Here is a 20,153-nt window from a genome sequence, read left to right as displayed (position 1 = left end):
GTTTTAAGCAATGAATCAGCTTGATATGTAGTCGTTTAAAATAAAAATAAGACAAGGCGACAGCGACCGCCGTGTACACCCAGTACATAAGGGAGCTGGCAACGCTGTATTATTTTTATTTTAAACGACTATAAAGAACGCGGGTTTGTTTCAACCCGCGTTCTACTTACTACATGATTAGTGGTCGATGGCTTCGCCTGCGCCGCGTGGGTAACGCACGCTTTCTACCAAGTCTTGTACATCTTGTGGTGGCTCTTTACCCATTGCCGACACAATGAAGGCAACCGCAAAGTTCAACACCGCGCCAATCGGACCAAAGCCCAGTGGGGAAATACCGAAAATCCAGTTTTCAGGGGTATTTTCAAAGGTGTTGGTACCCGGAATGAAGAACCAGCCCATGTACAGGAAAATGTACACACAAGTCGAAATCAGACCTACCAACATACCGGCAATCGCGCCTTTGTCATTCACTCGTTTCGAGAAAATGCCCATCATCAAAGTCGGGAAAATCGAAGCGGCTGCAATACCGAAGGCCAGTGCCACTACTTGTGCCGCAAAACCCGGCGGGTTAATACCCAACCATGTGGCAATCACAATCGCAATCGTCATCGATACACGCGCGGCCATCAATTCGCCTTTGTCGCTAATATCAGGTTTGAGCGTTTTCTTAATCAAGTCATGCGAGATGGCAGAAGAGATAGCGAGCAGCAAACCAGCAGCGGTTGAGAGTGCAGCAGCCAAACCACCGGCAGCAATCAGACCGATTACCCAGCTAGGCAGATTCGCAATTTCAGGATTCGCCAATACCATGATGTCGTTGTTGACGGTCAACTCATTGCCTTCCCAACCACGCTTTTGCGCTACTGGGAAATCTTTGGCTTTGTCGTTGTAGTATTGGATGCGGCCGTCGCCGTTTTTGTCTTCAAACTTCAGCAAACCGGTGTTTTCCCAAGTTTTCATCCAGTCCGGACGTGCTTCGTATGCCAATGGAGCAGACTGCGTACCTTGCGGATACACGGTTTCAATCAGGTTGATGCGTGCCATCGAGCCGACAGCAGGTGCAGTGGTATAGAGCAAGGCAATGAACACCAGCGCCCAACCGGCTGAAGAACGGGCATCCGATACTTTAGGCACGGTGAAGAAACGGATAATCACGTGCGGCAAACCTGCAGTACCGATCATCAGCGACATGGTCAGCAAGAACATATTCATCTTGTCAGACACATCTGCGGTGTACGACGCAAAGCCCAAATCGGTCACCAAACCATCCAATTTTTGCAGCAGAGGCACACCGGTGGCGGTATCGTTGCCAAACAAGCCCAATGGCGGAATCGGATTACCGGTCATTTCCAGCGAGATGAACACAGCCGGAATGGTGTAGGCAATAATCAGCACCACATATTGCGCGACTTGGGTATAAGTAATGCCTTTCATGCCCCCCAATACCGCGTAAAACAGCACCACAAACGCTGCGATAATCAAACCGGTGGTATTGCTCACCTCCAAGAAGCGGGAGAACGCGACACCGGCACCGGTCATTTGGCCAATTACATAAGTGGTTGAAGCCAAAATCAAACAGGCCACAGCAATCAAACGGGCATTGCGGCTGTAGAAACGGTCACCGATAAAATCCGGTACGGTAAACTTACCGAATTTGCGCAAGTATGGTGCCAACAGCAGCGCCAGCAATACATAGCCGCCGGTCCAGCCCATCAAATAAGCCGAAGCTGCATAACCACCCATCGCTAACATACCAGCCATGGAAATAAACGATGCGGCACTCATCCAGTCGGCACCTGTAGCCATACCATTCAACACAGGATGTACGCCGCCGCCTGCTACATAGAATTCTTTAGTCGAACCGGCACGTGCCCAAATGGCGATACCGAAATAGAGTGCAAACGACGCACTCACGAATAAGACGTTAATCCAAAATTGACTCATGATTTACTCCTCGTGTACGCCGAATGCTTCATCGATTTTGTTCATTCTCCATGAATAGAAGAAAATGATGGCAATAAAGGTCAACATCGAACCTTGTTGGCCGAACCAAAAACCGATATCGATATTAAAAATCTCAATGCCCATTAAAGCCGGGCGCAAAAAGATAGCAATTACATGCGAACAGAGTGCCCACACAATCATGCAGCCCAAAATCAGACGTACATTGGCTTTCCAATAGGCCGTCATGTTTTGTTTGTTGTCGGACATGATAATCTCCTTATTATTGTAGAGAATACCCCGGTCATCAGAGCAAACCGCTACGCCCTACGCCGGAATTTTTTTGTTTCTTGATTGTTGTTACTGCAACAGGCAAAGCTGTCTTGAAGTCAGAATAGCACAATTCATTATGCTTTCAATATCACCCTTAGAAGTAGGCTTGGGCAGCGATAAATGAAAATGCGTCGTATGAATCCGAATTAATAATTTATCAACAAAATTGATAAGTTTTTGAATAAAATTTTTTATGCAACAAGTAGTTAAATTTTTTTAATCCGATTTAACTCAAGTCAATTTCATGCAGTAAAAATATTAATGTTTAGATGTTATATAAATTAAAACCGCCTTATAATTAACCTTTTTTTACATAAAATTCTTGCATTTTCATTTGCAAAATTCAAATTTTTGCGGATTTTTCTATAAAAACACCTCAAAACACTGCTCAAAAAAACCGCAAAAAAGGCCGCCTGAAATGCTTTCAGACGGCCTTTTGTTATCAGTTTAACTGATGATAGACATCTGTTTTTCTAATCAAAAAAGATTGTCACACCCCTATTTTATTTTCTGGCCAGAATCGCCTCCCACATCATCGCCACATTAATGGCATCGTTGAGCGCATTATGACGGGGCAAATCCGGAATGCGTAAAGTTTTAATCATGCTGGCCATTCGTAAATCAACGTAATCGTTGTAATAAAAGTTTTTCTTCACTTCTTGTTTAAAATACACAGCCGACACTTCAATCTGCCGGTTTGGCAACGGAATGCCGATTAAAGGCTTCAGAAACTTATCAATCATCGCCACATCGTATTCCAGATAATAGCCCACCAGCGGCCTGCCGCCGATAAAATCCAGTAGCTGATACAAAGCCTCTTCAACCGAAATGCCGTCTGAAAGGTCTTTCGGACGCAAACCGTGCACCGTCACATTGGTCGCTTCCATCATGCCTTCCGGCTTCACCAGCACATAAAACGGCTCGCTGGTCAAAATGGTATTACCTCGAATTTTTACCGCGCCGATGGAAATGATTTCTGCCTCTTTCACGTTCAGGCTGGTGGTTTCGCAATCGATGCTCACCATTTCATCGGGGTGTTCATCATAAAGAAACATGTATTTCGGATCTTTCAGATGGCGTCGGTAATAGCTGCGTTTCAGTTTGTCAAACATAGCCTACCCTCCCAAATGGAAATGATGACGCACCGTTTGCTTAAAGCGTTTCACCACATTGAGCGAATCTTTCAGCAAATCGCGTTCAAGCGTGGAAAGCTTATCGGTATCGACCTGATTATTCAGCTTCTGCATAGGATCGTTCAAAGCCATCAAACCGCCTTTCAAACGCAAATCCATCAGATAGCCCAAAGCTTCGGCAAGATCACGCCCGGCTTGCGGCTCCAAAATATTGTGCGCCACCAAGATATTGATGCGCTCAAACGAATTATTTGCCTCCAAATGCGCTTCCAAAGCCAGCGCACGCACGCCGTGCACAATCGGGAAAATACCGATTTTTTTCACATCCATTTTCTTATTGTTGCGTTGCAGAAGGCGCGGCATAAAGCGGCGGCTATGGTCTTCAAACAAATCCACTGCACGGGCAAAATTCATCAAAATAGCAACATCTTTATCCATACGGCGGTAAAGGTAATGATTCAACTCATCTAATAGCGACACATCACCGGCCACCGCTTTGGCATCGATGAAAATCGCCAAATTCATCATATTGGTCGGTGTGGCTGAACTCAGCCAACCGCCAATCATTTTTTTAAATTCGCCAATCGGTTTGCGCCACATCGGGTTGCACACCATAATCCCGCCTTTGCACGGCGGATAGCCGAAACGCTCTAACGCAGCGGAGAATTTTTCCGCCGTCGCCTGTGCTTCTGCCAAATCCACGCCCTCACCTAAAATCAGCGCATTGTCTTGGTCGGTTTTTAAAATCTGCTCGCCACGCCCTTCCGAGCCCATCACCAACAGGCAAGAATGTTCATACAAATGCTCCGAAGCCAGCAGCCGCCATGTTTTTTCAAACAACGCGCTGTTCGATACCTGCATCAATTGCGACAACTGCTTCGCCCGCACGCCATTCTTATGCAAGGCTTGAATCGATTCATTCATGTGTGTGGCCAATTCGGCCAAATCGTCGATGGTTTCCGCTTTTTCAATGCGTTGCACCACCACATGCGTGTGGTTGGAAAAATAAGCCAGAATATCCAGCTGCTCTAAAGCGCCGATGGCTTTGCCATTTTCGGTCACAATCACACGCTGAATGCGCGATTCCATCATGCGCAGCAAGGCATTGAACACAAAATCATTAATATCAGCAGTAATCAATTGCGGCGGCGACCACTTATATACCGGCTCGTCAAAAGATGCGCCTTCAATCACAATATCGCGAAAAGCCGATTCGGTGAACAAACCGGTCTGCCCATCATGATGCAATAAAAGCGTTTTGGTTTTGCGCTCCTTCATCAGATGCGCCGCTTCCAACACCGTGGCATTGCCATCCAACCACACTGCATTATCGCGATAAGCATCGCGCACTTTGGCGGTAAACAGACTTTCAAATTCATCTTCATCGGGTGACTCGGAACGGTTGGCCAGTTTTTCCGCGACAGAAGCATAGAAATACGAACCAAAACGGCTGTTGCTCTCCATCAAATGCAACACACAGGCTTTCGGCAGCTTGTACACCAAGGCTTCTTCAGCCACAACAAAACTGTTTTGGCTCGTGCCCTCCACCAAAGCGCGTGCTTCAAAAGTATCATGCGCCCGATAAACCGCCACCACTTCGCCGTCGCAACCAACTTCCTTGTCGCAACCAACTTCCTTCACCACGCCCTTCATCACCACATACAAAAACTCAATCGGCGTATTGGGCTCAATAATCAATTCTTCATCGCGGTAAAACGCAATGTCCACCACATTTTGCAGCGTCAAGCGTTCACTGCCGCTCAACACATGATAAGGCGGGTAATTAAAATCAAAGCGCTCCATGCTTATTTCTCCTGTTTTTGCCGTTGTCTCAAAATTGAACGACTGTTTTATCATTGATTAAATCAACAGATTTTTCAACATATTACAACAAGAATTCAAAAAACGACACCGCAAAAAAGGCCATCTGAACAATCTACAGATTCTCAAAGAATCCATTAGATTTTCAGACGGCCTCAAATCCTTGAGCAAAACAAAATCACATATTCAGGTATAAATCGCTTATTGAGCGCAATTTTATTACAAAAAAATGAATTTCAGCGCGAAACGTGACAAAAAATATCAATACACGCAAACGACAGACAAAAAAATGCACACATTCAATCAAATGTGTGCCAAGTCTACAAAGGAGAAATAGAGGAGAAACTATTAACTGACTACTCGAACCAGCTAACGGAATCCATTATGCCAAACTCAGCGAGCGTATGCAAGCAATTTTCTTGTAAAGTTTCTTAATTATTGCGCTTACACACTTTAAATGTAGTTTGATTTCAACAATACCTATCTATCACCATCATCCACGCTAGTCGTGACAATTTGATGACGATCAAAAACGAAAAAAAAACGCGCATATCTTTTCGGATATGCGCCAAGTCTACAAAGGAGAAATAGAGGAGAAAAATCAAGCTGCATCAAGCAACTCAACGAGACATATTTTGCGCTTTTCTTTTTCGCCCGTCAACACCTATTACTAAAAAAATTGCGGTTTATATCAAAAAACCGACATTATCGGCTATTTACGCTCATTTTATTTTCTAATCGAATCAAAAAAGAAAAATAAACGAACAAAAATGTTTTTATCCGCGCCTAAGGATTCAGACGGCCTATTCACGCTTTAATTTTTGTTGCAAATTGTGCGCAGCCTCTGCCCGCTCGCGGTGGCTGAGGTCAGGTAAATGCGTGTTCAACGATGACCATTTCCATTGCGAACGCGCTTTATTTAATTCAGACGGCAATTTATGCGGCTGCCAAGGTGTTTGGCCGCTTTGCAACGCCACTTGTGATTGCGCCGCATGACCGCGTTTTTGCAGGGCATTGAGTAAATCCAATGCACGTGCAGCCAGCAGGGTTAAGGTTTCCGGATCGATATGCAAAGTTTGTTTACCGGAAATCTTATCGGAAATATCCTGCACATTCGGCAACACGCCACCCAAAATACCGCCGATAGCCGTGCCCAAACCGAGGGAACCGCCCAGCGTGGCGATATCAATACCAAAGCCGATTAGCGCACCGGTAGCCGCACCGGTACCGGTGCGGATGCCGTATTGCACCAGCAAATCGCTGTCAAACGGGTCTTGCCGGAAAGCTTTTAATGCCCAATCGCCACTTTCGATGTCGTTTTGGTAGAAGCGGTAAAGCTGAAACAATTGCTGCTGCATTTTGCGCTCCAATTGGCGCACTTCGGCCTGCATGGTTTGCAAGGTCGGCTCGGGATTATCGTCTTCGTCGATTTCCTGTTTATAAGCCGCAACATCAAGCAGAAAATCGGCAATCTCACGGCGGGCATCTTCGTCCAATTTTTGCCATTCACGGCGGCGCATGCCGATTAAGCGGTCGAGAATGTCGCGCTCAGGCAACATGGTGGCCAAATTGTCCCACAGGCGGATTTCGCCTTCAAAATCAAAAGCAACCGTATCAAAACCGCTGTACACATGCAAAGTGCGGCGCGCCAGCATGGTGGTCCATTCAGTTAAGTCCTGCCCGCCGATAAAGTTAAACACCGGCATCACCGGCTTGGCGCACCACGACAACACAGTCAGCTCGTCTTTATATTTGTTCAACACCGGCTCGCGCGCGTCCACCACATACAAGGCCATATCGCTTTGCAGCAATTGGCGCAATACTTTGGCTTCCTGATTGAAATCACCCGCAGCGGCAGGGCTATCGAGAAACTGCTGCAAACGCTCGATGCCGTCTGAACGCGATGAAGTATTGGCTTCCAACCAATCCAACACACCGCCCGCATCTTCCAAGCCGGGCGTGTCGTATAAATACACCAGCGTATCGGTGCCGTCTGAAATGGCAGCCTGCTCGACATGGCGCGTGGTGGACGGCGCGTTTTTCACTTCACCGAAAGTGCTGTCACGCAATAAGGTGCGCAGCAGCGAAGTTTTGCCGGTGTTGGTGTGACCGACCACAGCCAGAGATAAAGGTTTTGTTTTCATGGTTTTGTCTTTTTCGTGTTTCAGACGGCCTGTTGATTTTGCTGCAAACGCAATTCCTGATTCAGCTTGGGCGGATTTAACCATGCCAAATTGCGTTCATTTAAAGCCTGATGCCAATGTTGCAGGTTTTCTTGCAGGCCGCCTGAAAGATGTTGTTCGGCCAAGAGTTGCACTACCGCCCCGCCCTTCGCCGCTTCGGCCAGTTGGGTAATCTGGCGCAACACGCCGCGGTCAGGCACGGTATGCGCCCGCACGCCAATCAGCAATTGCGCTGATTGCTGCTGCAATTCATTCGCCAGCGCATGCACTGCATCGCGGCTGTCGGCCACGCCTTTGTCGAGCCAATCTTGGCCGAGCGTGTGGGTAAACCACGAATCATCCGGCCATTGCGTTTCCAACATCACCGCCCATTTCGGCGCCTCGCTGATGTTGATTTTTGGCGACACGGCAGCAACGGTTTCGCTTTGCGTATCGGCATCGATGATTTTGGTCTGCCATTGTTGGATGATCTTTTGATAATACGGTTTATCCAACGGCAACGGCATGCGGCTGATTTTGAGCATGATTCGGCACGCCAACCATGCGATGAAACGCGGCAGAATACCGTAGCACACAATGCTGCCGACCAACAAACCCGACCATGCGCGCGCATCATCAATATTGCTGTTCAGACGGCCTTGCAACACCGCATCGGCATCGGGCACGGGAAAACCGACTTTCGACGGCAGCCAACCCAGCCATTCAATGGCTTTAACTGAAGCGGTATTGGTGAGCAGCGTACTTTCCCAGTTGAACGTATATTGACGCACCAACAGCAACATCAATACAGATATCAACATGCCCAACAAAGTCGCCAGCCATAAGCTGTGTGACGTGCGGCCAATCAGCCAACGCGTGGAAGGCTGCTTCCATTCTTCGGTATATAAACGCAACATGGCCTGATTAACCGGGTCTTTGCCGCGCATCCACGTCATCGGATGGCTGATGACATTGCCGAATTTAAAGCGAAACGCTACCGACACCAGCCAAACCAGCAACATGATGGTATTCATACCCAACACGCTCGCCAAAATCAGGAAAAAATTCAAACCTTGGTTGTCCATCAGGATATAAGTGCCGGAAAAGCCACTGGCAAACATCAACGACACGCCGACAATCCACAGCCAGAATGCCGCGCTTTTGGTATATTCCAACGCGTCTTGTAGCTGATGGTTGCGGTCAATCATTTCCGCACGGCGCAATATTTTCCCCTCCGGTTGGCCGTCGACATGGCGCAGCGATTCCGTAATCTGAGCCGGATCAGCAGGAAAAATATAATCCCGCTCTTCCAAAATGCGCACCAATTCGGCAAGTTTGTGTTTCGGATTAAGCATAACAATAGAGGCCGTCTGAAAAATAATGCGATTTTAACATAGCTTTTCAGACGGTCTGAACCCTTTGTGAAATAAGGCATTACATCTGCTTCAAGAGTAATGACTTTATTGATTAATTACCGCACCCAAACCCGCCACTTACCCCTAGATAAGATCTTTAATTCAATATTAATGTTTTTTTGTTTTATTTTTCAAAATGATAAAAGAAGAATGCCTGATTTTCAGCTAAATATTCATTTAAAATGACAATTTTTATAATGTTGTTACCCACTTTTCTTAATTTCTGCAAAATTTGTGATGCCCCACAAAATAATGTATGCTCAAAAATGTGGATATTAATAAGTAGTCCTATTTTGAGGGAATTCATCATGCAAAAGAGAAACCAAAGTGTTTTATTTATTCTAGCGGCTTGTGTGTCTTCATTGGCCATGGCAGACGACACCGTACCGGCCAGCGGCGATACTTGGGTCGATACCCAACACGGCAACGTGCAAGGTACTTTAAAAAAATGGTCACACGGTATGGATGGCTGGTTTGGCGAGACCGATCCCAATAATCCTGCCAGCGCCAATTTGCGTGTGATGGTCGATACCGAATGGAACAAATACGACGAATTTTCAGTAACGCCACGTATCCGCGGTCGCGTCAAATTACCGGTCTTAGAGCAAAAACTGAATGTTGTGTTCGGTGACGATTCCTTAGATGATGAGTTCCGCAACGAAGCCAGCAACTATCAAAACCGTACCTACCGCGACGGTAAGAAATACGATTACCGCAGCAACCGTGATCAAAACTCATCCATCGCCCTGCGCTGGAACGAATTGCTTGGCAGCAACGACATCGACACTGATTTCGATATCGGTATCCGCTCTGGCAGCGATTTATATGCCCGTGTGAAAGCAGAAAAAGACTGGCAAATCAATGATAAATTGGTTACCGGTTTGGAACAGATTTACCGCTACGGCTCTAAGAGCGAACACCATGTGCGTACCAACTGGGATACACGGTACCAAGAAGACGGTAAAACCTTCATTTCCAACCAGCTTCACCTGCAATACGAACATGAAGACGACCGTGAAGACTGGACTTGGGGCAATAACCTTTACCGCCAACACGACTTAGGTGAAAACCGCTATGTTAATTACGGTTTGCATACGCATGGTTATATTGAAGATAAAAAGTTTAATCTCAATAGCTATGGTCCTTTTGCCGGTTATCGCCAACCGATTTGGCGTAAATGGTTGTTCGTACAAACCGAAGTTAACTATTTCAATAATCGTAAAGATGATCGCGACCATACCGTTGGCGCGCTGGTTCGCTTTGAAGCATTATTCTGATTTGCTGATATAAGAAAGCCGTCTGAAACATTTTCAGACGGCCTTTTCAATAAAAAACCGAGAAATTGTCATTTCTCGGTTTTTTATTATTTTGCCAAAATGGTCTCCAAATCGGCCAACACGTTTTTCAATCCTTGTCGGATTTCATCAGTATCAGCAGCAGGCTGACCATTGGCATCCAGCGCTTCTTGCGGCTGCTCTTCTACATAAGGTAAAAAAGTGTCTTTTAATTTCAACAACTTCACCACATCAGAACGGGTATAGCGATCACCGCCATAGCCGACAACCACACCATTTTCATATTGCCATTGGGCAAACTCTTCCGGACTGATTTGTACCAATTGGCACACTTCGTCCAACGTAAAATAACGTTTTGCAGGAATCGACAGATTAGCGTTGTTTGTCATAGTAATGCTCCACCATGCCTTTGAGTTTTTGGCTGGCATGGAACGTCACCACTCGGCGCGCTGTAATCGGCACTTCTTCACCGGTTTTCGGGTTACGACCCGGACGTTGCGGTTTGTCGCGTAATTGGAAATTACCGAAACCGGAAATTTTGATTTCTTCGCCGCGCGCCAAAGTGCTGCGGATTTCTTCAAAAAAGAGTTCGACGATTTCTTTGGCATCGTTTTTGGTCACGTTGCTGACTTTGTCTACCAAAATATCGGCCAACTCGGCTTTAGTTAATGTCATGTTCTTACCTTCTTTTTTAATAGGAGCAGATTATTACTAATTTTTTCTTGAAATTCAAGTACCAAACTGAAAAATCAAACAGAATTTACCGTTTGATTTTTCAGCATTTGGCACTTTAATGATGCAAATCAGATTAGCCACGCAATTGTGCACCGATGGCCGTAGCCGATTCCACCAGCTTCGCCATCAAAGGCTCAACCACTTCATCGGTTAAGGTGGTTTCCATATCTTGCAGAATCACTTTCACCGCCATGCTCTTCGTACCCTCCGGCAAACCGGCACCACGATAGACGTCAAACAGGCTGATTTCCTGCACCAAGGCATTGGCTTTGGCATTCAAAGCGGCCAACAATTCATCATGACTCATGCCCTCCGGTACCACAAACGCCAAATCGCGGCGCGCAGCTTGGAACTTAGAAACGGCTTGATAACGTGTTTTTTCACGTCCCAATACCGCATCCATATCAATTTCAAACACCAGAGTGGCTTGTGGCAAGTCGTATTTTTGCAACCATTTCGGATGCAATTCGCCAACAAAACCAATCACCATGCCGTCTAAAACAATATTGGCGGTGCGTCCCGGATGCAAGGCCGGATGTTCGGCTTTAAGAAAGGTCACTGCTTTATCTTTAAGCAGGTTTTCCACATCGGCCTTGATGTCGTAAAAATCAACAGTACGCGCTTTTTCACCCCATTGTTCCGGCGTAACCGAGCCATACCACAAGCCGCCGATGCGTTCTTTTTGCTGGAATTGGCCGTCTGAATCTTTGCTGAACACACGGGCAATTTCAAACACACGCACGCGGTTTTGCTTGCGGTTTAAATTGTTTTGCAGAATTTCCACCAAACCGCCGATTAAGGTCGATCGCATCACCGCATATTGCGCCGCCAATGGGTTTTGCAGACGAATCGGATTGGTGTTGGCGGCAAAATCCTGCTCCCATTGCTCATCGACAAACGCATAGCTGACTGCTTCTTGATAACCGCGCGCCGCCATTTCGTTGTAAACGGCAAAACGTGGACGTTTGGTTTCCGGCAATGCCAACATTTTCAGACGGCCTGAAGTATGTTCGTCAGGAATGTTTTCATAGCCGTACACGCGGCCGATTTCTTCAACCAAATCCGCTTCAATTTCAATGTCAAAACGGAAGCTTGGCGCGGTAACCGTAAAGCCTTCGGCCGACTTCACCGGATTCAAGCCCAAGTGTTGCAAAATGGTTTCAACCTGTTCGGCAGGTACGCTCACGCCGAGCATTTTTTCCAAGCGCGCCAAACGGATTTCCACTTGTTTGGCTTGCGGCAATTGGCCTTGCGCTTCCACCATTTCACCGGCTTCACCGCCACAGATTTGCTGCACCAATTCAGTCGCACGCTCAATCGCATCAGCTTGCAGCTGCCAATCCACACCACGCTCAAAGCGGAATGAAGAATCCGAGCCAAAGCCGTATTGGCGTGATTTACCGGAAATGGTTACCGGATTAAAGTACGCCGCTTCCAGCACAATGCGGGTGGTCTCATCCGAAACCGCGCTGCCCTCACCACCCATCAAACCGGCCATGCTCAATACGCCTTTTTCATCGGCAATTACTAAAGTATTGTCGGACAAGGTCACGGTTTTTTCGTTCAAACATTCCAGCGCTTCACCGTTTTGGGCACGGCGCACAATGATGCTGCCGTTGATTTTATCGGCATCAAACACATGCATAGGTTGGCCGATTTCCAACATGACATAGTTGCCGATATCGACCAAAGCCGATACCGAGCGTACGCCGCTGCGTTCCAAGCGGTGTTTCATCCAAGCAGGCGTTTCTGCTTTGGCATTCACGTTTTCAATCACACGGCTGATAAAGCGACCACAATCTTCAGGCGCTTCAATGCGCACGGCTTGTTTGTGATCGTGTTGCACAGAGGCCGTCTGAATCGCCACCGGATTAAACACGCATTGCGTCAACGCAGAGACTTCACGCGCGATGCCTTTTATGCTCAAGCAGTCGGTACGGTTAGGCGTGATTTTCAGTGTGAAAACCGTGTCGTCCAAATCAAAATATTCGCGGATGTCGGTGCCAACAGGGGCATCGGCCGGCAAAATATGCAAACCGTCCATGCCGTCATCCGGCAAGCCCAATTCATCGGTTGAACACAGCATACCGTTAGACTCTACACCACGCATCTTGGTCGGCTTAATTTTGAAATTACCCGGCAATACCGCGCCTGGCAAAGAACACGGCACTTTAATGCCCGGCTTCACATTCGGCGCACCACACACGATTTGAATCAATTCACCGGTACCGGCATCGACTTTGGTTACATTTAAGCGGTCGGCATCAGGGTGTTTTTCCACCGATTTCACTTCAGCTACAACTACGCCACTAAATGCCGGTGCAGCCGTTTCGGTTTCTTCCACTTCCAAACCGGCCATGGTCAATAAATGCGCCAGCTCATCGGCCGACAAATTAGGATTGGCTTGTGTTTTGAGCCAAGAATAAGAAAATTGCATGATGTTTTCTCTAGCTTTTTTCAGGCCGTCTGAAAATAAAGGTTTCAGACAGCAATCAATGAAGGGAACGTTTTTTCAGACGGCCTATTTATCTTTTCAGGCCATCTGAATATTATTTAAACTGTTTTAAGAAGTTCAAATCGTTGTCGAAGAACAAACGCAAATCGTTGACGTTGTAACGCAACATGGCGAAACGGTCTAAGCCGATACCGAAAGCGAAACCGGTGTATTTTTCCGGATCAATGTTGACGTTTTTCAACACGTTCGGATGCACCATACCGCAGCCACCGACTTCCAACCATTTGCCGTTTTCCGCCATGATGTCGATTTCGGCAGAAGGCTCGGTAAACGGGAAAAACGATGGGCGGAAACGCACCTGCATATCATCGCGCTCGAAGAAGCGGCGGATAAAATCGGTAAACACGGCTTTCAAATCGGCAAAAGTCACGCCTTCTTCTACCCACAAACCTTCAGCCTGATGGAACATCGGTGAATGTGTGGCATCGCTGTCAACGCGGTAAACACGACCTGGGGCGATAATGCGGATAGGCGGATTTTTCTTATCCAGCATATAGCGGATTTGAATCGGTGACGTGTGCGTACGCAACACATCGCCGTTTTCCACATAAAACGTATCCTGCATGGCGCGCGCTGGATGGTTTTGCGGAATATTCAAGGCTTGGAAATTATGGAAATCGTCTTCAATTTCAGGGCCGTCAGCCACTTCAAAGCCAATACCTTCAAACAATTCAACAATACGCTGCAAAGTCAGGGTCACAGGGTGCAAACCACCAAGCGCTTGGCCACGACCGGGTAAGGTCACGTCCAACGATTCCGCTGCCAATTGTGCCTGCAATTTGGCTTCGTTCAAGGCATCGCGTTTTACATTATAGGCCGTCTGAAACTGGTTTTTGCATTCGTTGATGTGGGCGCCAATAGTTTTGCGCTCTTCCGGCGACATTTGACCCAAGGTTTTCAACAAGCCGGTCAATTCACCGGTTTTGCCCATGTAGCGGGCTTTCACTTGTTCCAAGGCGTTAAAATCTGCCACGGCTTCTACGGCGGCAATGCCCTCGGCAACAATGCGGTTTACATTTTCCATAATAATCTTTTGTCTATCGTCTAGAAGTTGATGATTGAAGTTTTGAAATGATGAGGCCGTCTGAAAGGATGAAGAATCGTGATTCCTGCTACCTTTTTCAGACGGCCTGATAAATCTTGCAACGGCCAATCCGTTTAATATAGCCGGTTCAAAAGGCTTATGCCCAAACCGGCTGAAACGGCTACCATTCTAACGCAATTCACATTAAAAAAACAGACTTTAAAGAAGAAAAATCAATTACATAGAATTTCTTTAAATCATAAAAAAAGGAAACCGAAGTTTCCTTTTTCAAGCTTGTCGCATTAAGCGACCAAAGCACCTTTTGCTTTTTCAACCAATTGAGCGAATGCAGCTTTGTCGAATACAGCCAAGTCAGCCAATACTTTGCGGTCGATTTCGATAGACGCGCGTTTCAGGCCACTCATGAATTTGCTGTAAGACAAACCGTTTTCACGGGCACCGGCGTTAATACGCACGATCCACAATTGACGGAATTGACGTTTGCGTTGGCGACGGTCACGGTAAGCGTATTGACCGGCTTTCATTACCGCTTGCTTGGCAACACGGTATACATTTTTACGACGACCGCGATAGCCTTTGGCTAAAGCGAAGATTTTTTGGTGACGAGCACGAGCGGTAACACCGCGTTTTACGCGTGGCATACTTTAAACTCCTTAAGCGTAAGGTAACATTTTAGCAACAGCAGCCAAATCACGCTCATTCACCATAGAGGTGCCGCGCAATTGACGTTTCGTTTTAGTGGTTTTTTTGGTCAGGATGTGACTTTTAAACGCATGACCGCGTTTTACACCACCGTTACCCAGTACTTTAAAGCGTTTTTTCGCGCTAGACTTGGTTTTCATTTTAGGCATGGGGAAAACTCCATTTGTTTTTAGATAAGGCATGAGGGGCTTTGAAATCATGGATTTCAAACACTTGTATCCCAAACACCACGGTTTTTGCTGCCAAATATAAGCTTACTTCGTGCAGCAACCGAAGTAAGCCAAGCATTATAACTTTATTTTTTCTTTGGCGCAATCATCATGACCATTTGGCGACCTTCCATTTTCGGGAAAGATTCGATTTGAGCCACTTCAGCCAATTCTTCTTTCACGCGCTCGAGAAGTTGTGCGCCTAATTGTTGGTGCGCCATTTCGCGACCGCGGAAACGCAAGGTTACTTTTACCTTGTCGCCATCTTCCAAGAAGCGGTTGATGTTGCGCATTTTGATTTGATAATCGCCTTCATCGGTACCCGGACGGAATTTGATTTCTTTAATCTGCACCTGCTTCTGGTTTTTCTTGGCTTCGTCGCGCTTTTTGGCTTGTTGGTATTTGTATTTACCAAAATCCATGAGTTTGCACACAGGCGGCTTAGCGGTAGGAGAAATCTCTACCAAATCCACATCCTGCTCTTCGGCCATAGCCAAAGCCTCACGGACAGACACAACACCAAGCTGTTCGCCTGAATCACTGATTAATCGCACTTCTTTGGCGGTGATTTCGCCGTTGATTCGTGCTTCGCGTTCTTGAGCGATGATAATACTCCTTCTAAAAATTAGTATTGTTGCCCGCCTGCTTTGCAAGCGGGCTCTTGTTTAAAAATCAATTATGCCACTGATTCGGCGATTTCTTGCTGCAATTGCGCAATGAAATCATCCAAATTCAGCGAACCTAAATCTTCTGCCTTACGGCGTACGGCCACTTTGCCGTCTTGCATTTCTTTGTCGCCAACCACAATTTGGTATGGGAAACGGTATTGGCTGTTGTCGCGGATTTTGTAGCCGATTTTTTCGTTGCGCAAATCCAACTCAACACGCAAACCGGCTGCTTGCAATTTAGCGGCCACTTCACGGCAATAATCGGCTTGTTTTTCGGTGATGTTCATGATCACCATCTGCACCGGCGCCAACCACAGTGGGAACGAACCGGCATGGTTTTCAATCAAAATACCGATAAAGCGCTCCAACGAACCCAAAATCGCGCGGTGCAACATTACCGGACGGGCGCGGTCGTTGTTTTCGGTGACGTATTCGGCATCCAAGCGCTCCGGCAAGACGAAGTCAAGCTGCAAAGTACCGCACTGCCATGAACGACCCAAGGCATCTTTCACATGGTATTCGATTTTCGGGCCATAGAATGCACCTTCGCCCGGTAATTCTTCCCATTCTACGTTACAAGCAGTCAATGCATCGCGCAAACCTTGCTCGGCCTTATCCCAAACTTCATCGGAACCGGCACGTTTTTCAGGGCGCAACGACAATTTTACTGCCACATCATGAAAGCCGAATTGCTTGTAAATACGCACCAACAATTCATTAAACGCGCGCGCTTCTTCTACGATTTGGTCTTCAGTACAGAAAATATGCGCATCATCTTGCACGAAACCACGCACACGCATCAGACCATGCAAGGCACCGCTTGGTTCATTACGATGACACGAACCAAATTCGGCCAAACGCATTGGCAAATCGCGGTAAGAGCGCAAGCCGTTATTGAAAATCTGAACATGACCTGGGCAGTTCATCGGCTTCACGGCGTATTCGCGTTTTTCCGAGTTGGTCAGGAACATATTGTCTTTGTAGTTGTCCCAGTGGCCGGATTGCTCCCAGAAGGTTTTGTCCATAATCTGCGGGGTTTTCACTTCTTTATAACCGGCCGCATCCAGCTCTTTGCGCATATGCTGCTCAATCGCTTGCCACAATGCCCAGCCTTTCGGATGCCAGAACACCATGCCCGGCGCTTCATCTTGCAGATGGAACAAATCTAATTGTTTACCCAGCTTGCGGTGGTCGCGTTTTTCCGCTTCTTCAATGCGCTGGATGTAAGCTTTTAATTCGTCTTTGCTTGCCCATGCTGTGCCGTAGATGCGTTGCAGCATTTCATTGTTGCTGTCGCCACGCCAGTAAGCACCGGCCAATTTGGTCAGCTTGAAGTTTTTCAGGAAACGCGTATTCGGCACGTGTGGGCCGCGACACATGTCCACATATTCTTGATGGTGATACATGCCCATCGCTTCCACTTCAGGCATGTCTTCAATCAGGCGCAGTTTGTATTCTTCACCACGATCGGCAAAGATTTTGACGGTTTCTTCGCGTGGAGTCATGATTTTAACCACATCGTAATCTTGCGCAATCAATTCTTTCATGCGGTTTTCGATGGCGGCCACATCTTCCGGCGTGAACGGTTTTTCAGTCGCGATGTCATAGTAGAAACCGTCTTCAATCACCGGACCAATCACCATTTTGGCATTCGGATAAAGCTGCTTCACTGCGTGGCCAATCAAGTGGGCGCACGAGTGACGGATAATTTCCACACCCTCTTTGTCTTTAGGGGTGATGATTTGCACGCTTGAATCTTCGGTAATCGGGTCGCAAGCGTCCACCAATTTGCCGTTGACTTTACCGGCCACTGTCGCCTTCGCCAAACCTGCACCAATCGATGCCGCAATCTGGGCAACGGTTACAGGTGATTCATATTGGCGGACGGAACCGTCAGGCAAGGTAATGTTCAACATTCAAAACTCCGAGTGGTAAGTAATTTTTCAGACGGCATGATTCATTATATTTATTCAACAACGCAAACTGCCTGAAAGCTGGTTTAATATCATGATTGTGGTTGGCGTTTTTATTCGATACACAATCAAAAAGCTAATCTTGTAAATTATATAATGCCTGCCAATTAATTAGCAAGCTACCGACCAAATGCGGGGCATATCGCCTACGCCTGTTGCAGCAAGGGTACAAATCATCTCAAGGCCGTCTGAAAAACACGCACAATCATTCATTAACCATTCAAATTTCTTTATGAACCCATTCGACCTATTCCAAATCTCATCCCCCGCAGACAATCTGCTGCCCTATGATGGCATAGTCAACGATTTCGGCGTGATTTTAAAATCCCAAGAAGCCGATGATTTATTTGAAGAATTGCTGCACAATATCCCTTGGCAACACGATGAAGCCATTATTTACGGCAAACACATCACCACCGCACGCCAAGTGACTTGGTATGGTGACCATACTTTTGGCTACACCTACTCCGGTATCCGTCGCATTGCCCTGCCTTGGCACCCGACTTTACTTTCCCTCAAACACACCATCGAACAACACCTTCAAGCCATCAGCCCGACCGTATTCAATTCCTGTTTGCTCAACTTATATTCAGACGGCCTCGAAGGCATGGGCTGGCACAGCGACGACGAAAAAGAATTAGGTAATGAATCCATCATCGCCTCACTCAGCCTCGGTGCTACCCGAAAATTTGCATTCAAACACAAACACACTGCCGAAAAACGCGAATTGATGCTACAGCACGGCCAATTAATCGTCATGCGCGGTCAAACCCAACAGCATTGGCGTCACGCCGTGATGAAAAGCACCAAAATCACCGCACCGCGCATTAACCTGACCTTCCGCACCTTTCATTCCGACATTTACTTAAGCACACCCTAATAAACGCTTATCAGTTATAATTATTTATTTATCCGAACACGCTTCACCCATGTTGAAATTTACCCTGCACAAAAAAGACGGCCTCGCCCGCCGCGGCACCCTTGAACTGAACCACGGCAAAATCGAAACCCCCGTATTCATGCCGGTCGGCACCTACGGCTCGGTTAAAGCCATGACGCCGCAAAACCTGCACGACATCAACGCCCAAATCATCTTGGGCAACACTTACCACTTATGGCTGCGCCCCGGCTTGGAAGTCATCGAACAATTCGGCGGCCTGCACCAATTTATCGGCTGGGACAAACCGATTCTCACCGATTCAGGCGGCTTCCAAGTGTTTTCCCTGTCCGACATGCGCAAGCTTACCGAAGAAGGCTGCACCTTCAAAAGCCCGATTAACGGTGACAAATTATTCCTATCGCCCGAAATTTCGATGAAAATTCAAACGGTGTTGAATTCCGATATTGTGATGCAGTTGGACGAATGCACACCCGGTGAAGCCAGCCACGAGCAAGCCCGAAAATCGCTGCAAATGAGTCTGCGCTGGGCAGAACGCAGCAAAAAAGCCTTTGAAGACTTAAACAACCCCAACGCCCTATTCGGCATTGTGCAAGGCGCGATGTATGAAGACTTGCGCGAAGAATCCCTACGCGGCTTGGAACAATTCGACTTCCCTGGCTTGGCCATTGGCGGTTTATCTGTGGGCGAACCCAAGCCCGAAATGTACCGCATGTTGCGTGCCGTCGGTCCGATTCTGCCCGAACACAAACCGCATTACCTGATGGGCGTTGGCACACCGGAAGACCTAGTGTACGGCGTGGCGCACGGTGTAGACATGTTCGACTGCGTGATGCCGACCCGTAACGCCCGCAACGGCTGGCTGTTTACCCGCTTTGGTGATTTGAAAATCAAAAACGCCAAACACCGCCTCGACAACCGCCCCATCGACGAATCCTGCACCTGCCATGCCTGCCAAAACTTCAGCCGCTCGTATCTGCACCATTTGCATAAAGTCGGCGAAATCTTAGGCGCGCAACTGAACACCATTCACAACCTGCACTTCTACCAAGTGATCATGGCCGAAATGCGTGAAGCCATCGAGCAAGACAAGTTTAGCGACTGGCAGGCTCAGTTCCATGAAAACCGCGCACGCGGTGTGGATTGATGAGTTTAAGCAGCAAATAAAAGAGCAAGGCCGTCTGAAAAATTCTGTTTCAGACGGCCTTACATTCGCATTTCAAGTGCAACGCTCAAATGCCATTGGCAAGGGCTGCTGAAAACAGATCACCCGGTGTCTCATAGTCCAATGTCTTTCTCGGTCGGCGG

General features: G+C 47.3%; 19 protein-coding genes. 4 read left to right on the top strand and 15 right to left on the bottom strand.

The window, feature by feature from the left end; genetic code table 11:
- Positions 1 to 177: 177 nt before the first annotated feature.
- From CRG49_RS04525 to CRG49_RS13290, 7 genes are all read right to left on the bottom strand, one after another.
- Positions 178 to 1,944, bottom strand: coding sequence for a sodium:solute symporter family protein (locus tag CRG49_RS04525; RefSeq protein ID WP_095502662.1), 1,767 nt, complete (start codon positions 1,942 to 1,944; stop codon positions 178 to 180).
- A gap of 3 nt (positions 1,945 to 1,947) precedes the next feature.
- The gene (locus CRG49_RS04520) at positions 1,948 to 2,211 is read right to left on the bottom strand and encodes a DUF4212 domain-containing protein (protein WP_095502661.1); all 264 of its coding nucleotides are present in this window, start codon (positions 2,209 to 2,211) and stop codon (positions 1,948 to 1,950) included.
- A 566-nt stretch (positions 2,212 to 2,777) separates the two neighbouring features.
- Positions 2,778 to 3,386: a 3'-5' exonuclease gene (locus CRG49_RS04515; protein WP_095502660.1), complete on the bottom strand. Its 609-nt coding sequence runs from the start codon at positions 3,384 to 3,386 to the stop codon at positions 2,778 to 2,780.
- Positions 3,387 to 3,389: 3 nt separating this feature from the next.
- Complete coding sequence (locus CRG49_RS04510) at positions 3,390 to 5,210, bottom strand: DUF294 nucleotidyltransferase-like domain-containing protein (protein ID WP_095502659.1); 1,821 nt, start codon at positions 5,208 to 5,210, stop codon at positions 3,390 to 3,392.
- An 821-nt stretch (positions 5,211 to 6,031) separates the two neighbouring features.
- Entirely contained in the window at positions 6,032 to 7,372 is a 1,341-nt protein-coding gene (locus tag CRG49_RS04505) for a DUF3482 domain-containing protein (RefSeq protein WP_095502682.1), read from the bottom strand.
- 20 nt (positions 7,373 to 7,392) lie between these two features.
- Positions 7,393 to 8,745: a DUF2868 domain-containing protein gene (locus tag CRG49_RS04500; protein ID WP_095502658.1), complete on the bottom strand. Its 1,353-nt coding sequence runs from the start codon at positions 8,743 to 8,745 to the stop codon at positions 7,393 to 7,395.
- Positions 8,746 to 8,929: 184 nt separating this feature from the next.
- Entirely contained in the window at positions 8,930 to 9,175 is a 246-nt protein-coding gene (locus tag CRG49_RS13290; RefSeq protein WP_195714698.1) for a hypothetical protein, read from the bottom strand.
- Here CRG49_RS13290 and CRG49_RS04490 point away from each other — a divergent pair.
- Positions 9,174 to 10,082, top strand: coding sequence for a hypothetical protein (locus CRG49_RS04490; protein ID WP_229436947.1), 909 nt, complete (start codon positions 9,174 to 9,176; stop codon positions 10,080 to 10,082). The genes CRG49_RS13290 and CRG49_RS04490 overlap by 2 nt on opposite strands.
- A gap of 86 nt (positions 10,083 to 10,168) precedes the next feature.
- Here CRG49_RS04490 and CRG49_RS04485 read toward each other — a convergent pair whose 3' ends face one another.
- The 8 genes from CRG49_RS04485 to thrS form a co-directional block, all read right to left on the bottom strand.
- Positions 10,169 to 10,489 carry a hypothetical protein gene (locus CRG49_RS04485; RefSeq protein ID WP_095502655.1) on the bottom strand — a complete coding sequence of 107 codons (321 nt, stop codon included), beginning with the start codon at positions 10,487 to 10,489 and terminating at the stop codon, positions 10,169 to 10,171.
- Positions 10,473 to 10,775 carry an integration host factor subunit alpha gene (locus tag CRG49_RS04480; protein ID WP_003675494.1) on the bottom strand — a complete coding sequence of 101 codons (303 nt, stop codon included), beginning with the start codon at positions 10,773 to 10,775 and terminating at the stop codon, positions 10,473 to 10,475. Before CRG49_RS04480 ends, CRG49_RS04485 begins: the two co-directional genes overlap by 17 nt.
- Before the next feature lie 133 nt (positions 10,776 to 10,908).
- Entirely contained in the window at positions 10,909 to 13,272 is a 2,364-nt protein-coding gene (pheT, locus tag CRG49_RS04475) for a phenylalanine--tRNA ligase subunit beta (protein ID WP_095502654.1), read from the bottom strand.
- A 112-nt stretch (positions 13,273 to 13,384) separates the two neighbouring features.
- Positions 13,385 to 14,374, bottom strand: coding sequence for a phenylalanine--tRNA ligase subunit alpha (gene pheS, locus CRG49_RS04470; RefSeq protein WP_095502653.1), 990 nt, complete (start codon positions 14,372 to 14,374; stop codon positions 13,385 to 13,387).
- A gap of 302 nt (positions 14,375 to 14,676) precedes the next feature.
- Entirely contained in the window at positions 14,677 to 15,036 is a 360-nt protein-coding gene (rplT, locus tag CRG49_RS04465) for a 50S ribosomal protein L20 (RefSeq protein ID WP_095502652.1), read from the bottom strand.
- A gap of 12 nt (positions 15,037 to 15,048) precedes the next feature.
- Entirely contained in the window at positions 15,049 to 15,246 is a 198-nt protein-coding gene (gene rpmI / locus CRG49_RS04460) for a 50S ribosomal protein L35 (protein WP_095502651.1), read from the bottom strand.
- A gap of 146 nt (positions 15,247 to 15,392) precedes the next feature.
- Positions 15,393 to 15,914: a translation initiation factor IF-3 gene (gene infC / locus CRG49_RS04455; protein WP_095502681.1), complete on the bottom strand. Its 522-nt coding sequence runs from the start codon at positions 15,912 to 15,914 to the stop codon at positions 15,393 to 15,395.
- A gap of 68 nt (positions 15,915 to 15,982) precedes the next feature.
- Positions 15,983 to 17,890 (bottom strand): threonine--tRNA ligase, encoded by a 1,908-nt coding sequence (gene thrS, locus CRG49_RS04450; protein WP_095502650.1) that lies wholly within the window; start codon positions 17,888 to 17,890, stop codon positions 15,983 to 15,985.
- Positions 17,891 to 18,179: 289 nt separating this feature from the next.
- On the opposite strand from thrS, the gene CRG49_RS04445 reads away from it, so the two are divergent.
- The 3 genes from CRG49_RS04445 to CRG49_RS13105 are packed head-to-tail and all read left to right on the top strand — an operon-like array spanning position 18,180 to position 20,104.
- Positions 18,180 to 18,827, top strand: a complete 648-nt coding sequence (locus CRG49_RS04445; protein ID WP_095502649.1) for an alpha-ketoglutarate-dependent dioxygenase AlkB — start codon at positions 18,180 to 18,182, stop codon at positions 18,825 to 18,827.
- 49 nt (positions 18,828 to 18,876) lie between these two features.
- Positions 18,877 to 19,992 (top strand): tRNA guanosine(34) transglycosylase Tgt, encoded by a 1,116-nt coding sequence (gene tgt / locus CRG49_RS04440; RefSeq protein ID WP_095502648.1) that lies wholly within the window; start codon positions 18,877 to 18,879, stop codon positions 19,990 to 19,992.
- Positions 19,964 to 20,104 (top strand): hypothetical protein, encoded by a 141-nt coding sequence (locus tag CRG49_RS13105; RefSeq protein WP_154143271.1) that lies wholly within the window; start codon positions 19,964 to 19,966, stop codon positions 20,102 to 20,104. The genes tgt and CRG49_RS13105 overlap by 29 nt, the downstream gene beginning before the upstream one ends.
- The last annotated feature ends 49 nt before the right edge of the window (positions 20,105 to 20,153 follow it).

The sequence above is a fragment of the Neisseria sp. N95_16 genome, from assembly GCF_002551535.2.
GTDB lineage: Bacteria > Pseudomonadota > Gammaproteobacteria > Burkholderiales > Neisseriaceae > Neisseria > Neisseria brasiliensis.
The sequence above is the reverse complement of the archived record's forward strand: the minus strand, read 5'-3'. Positions and strand labels throughout refer to the sequence as shown.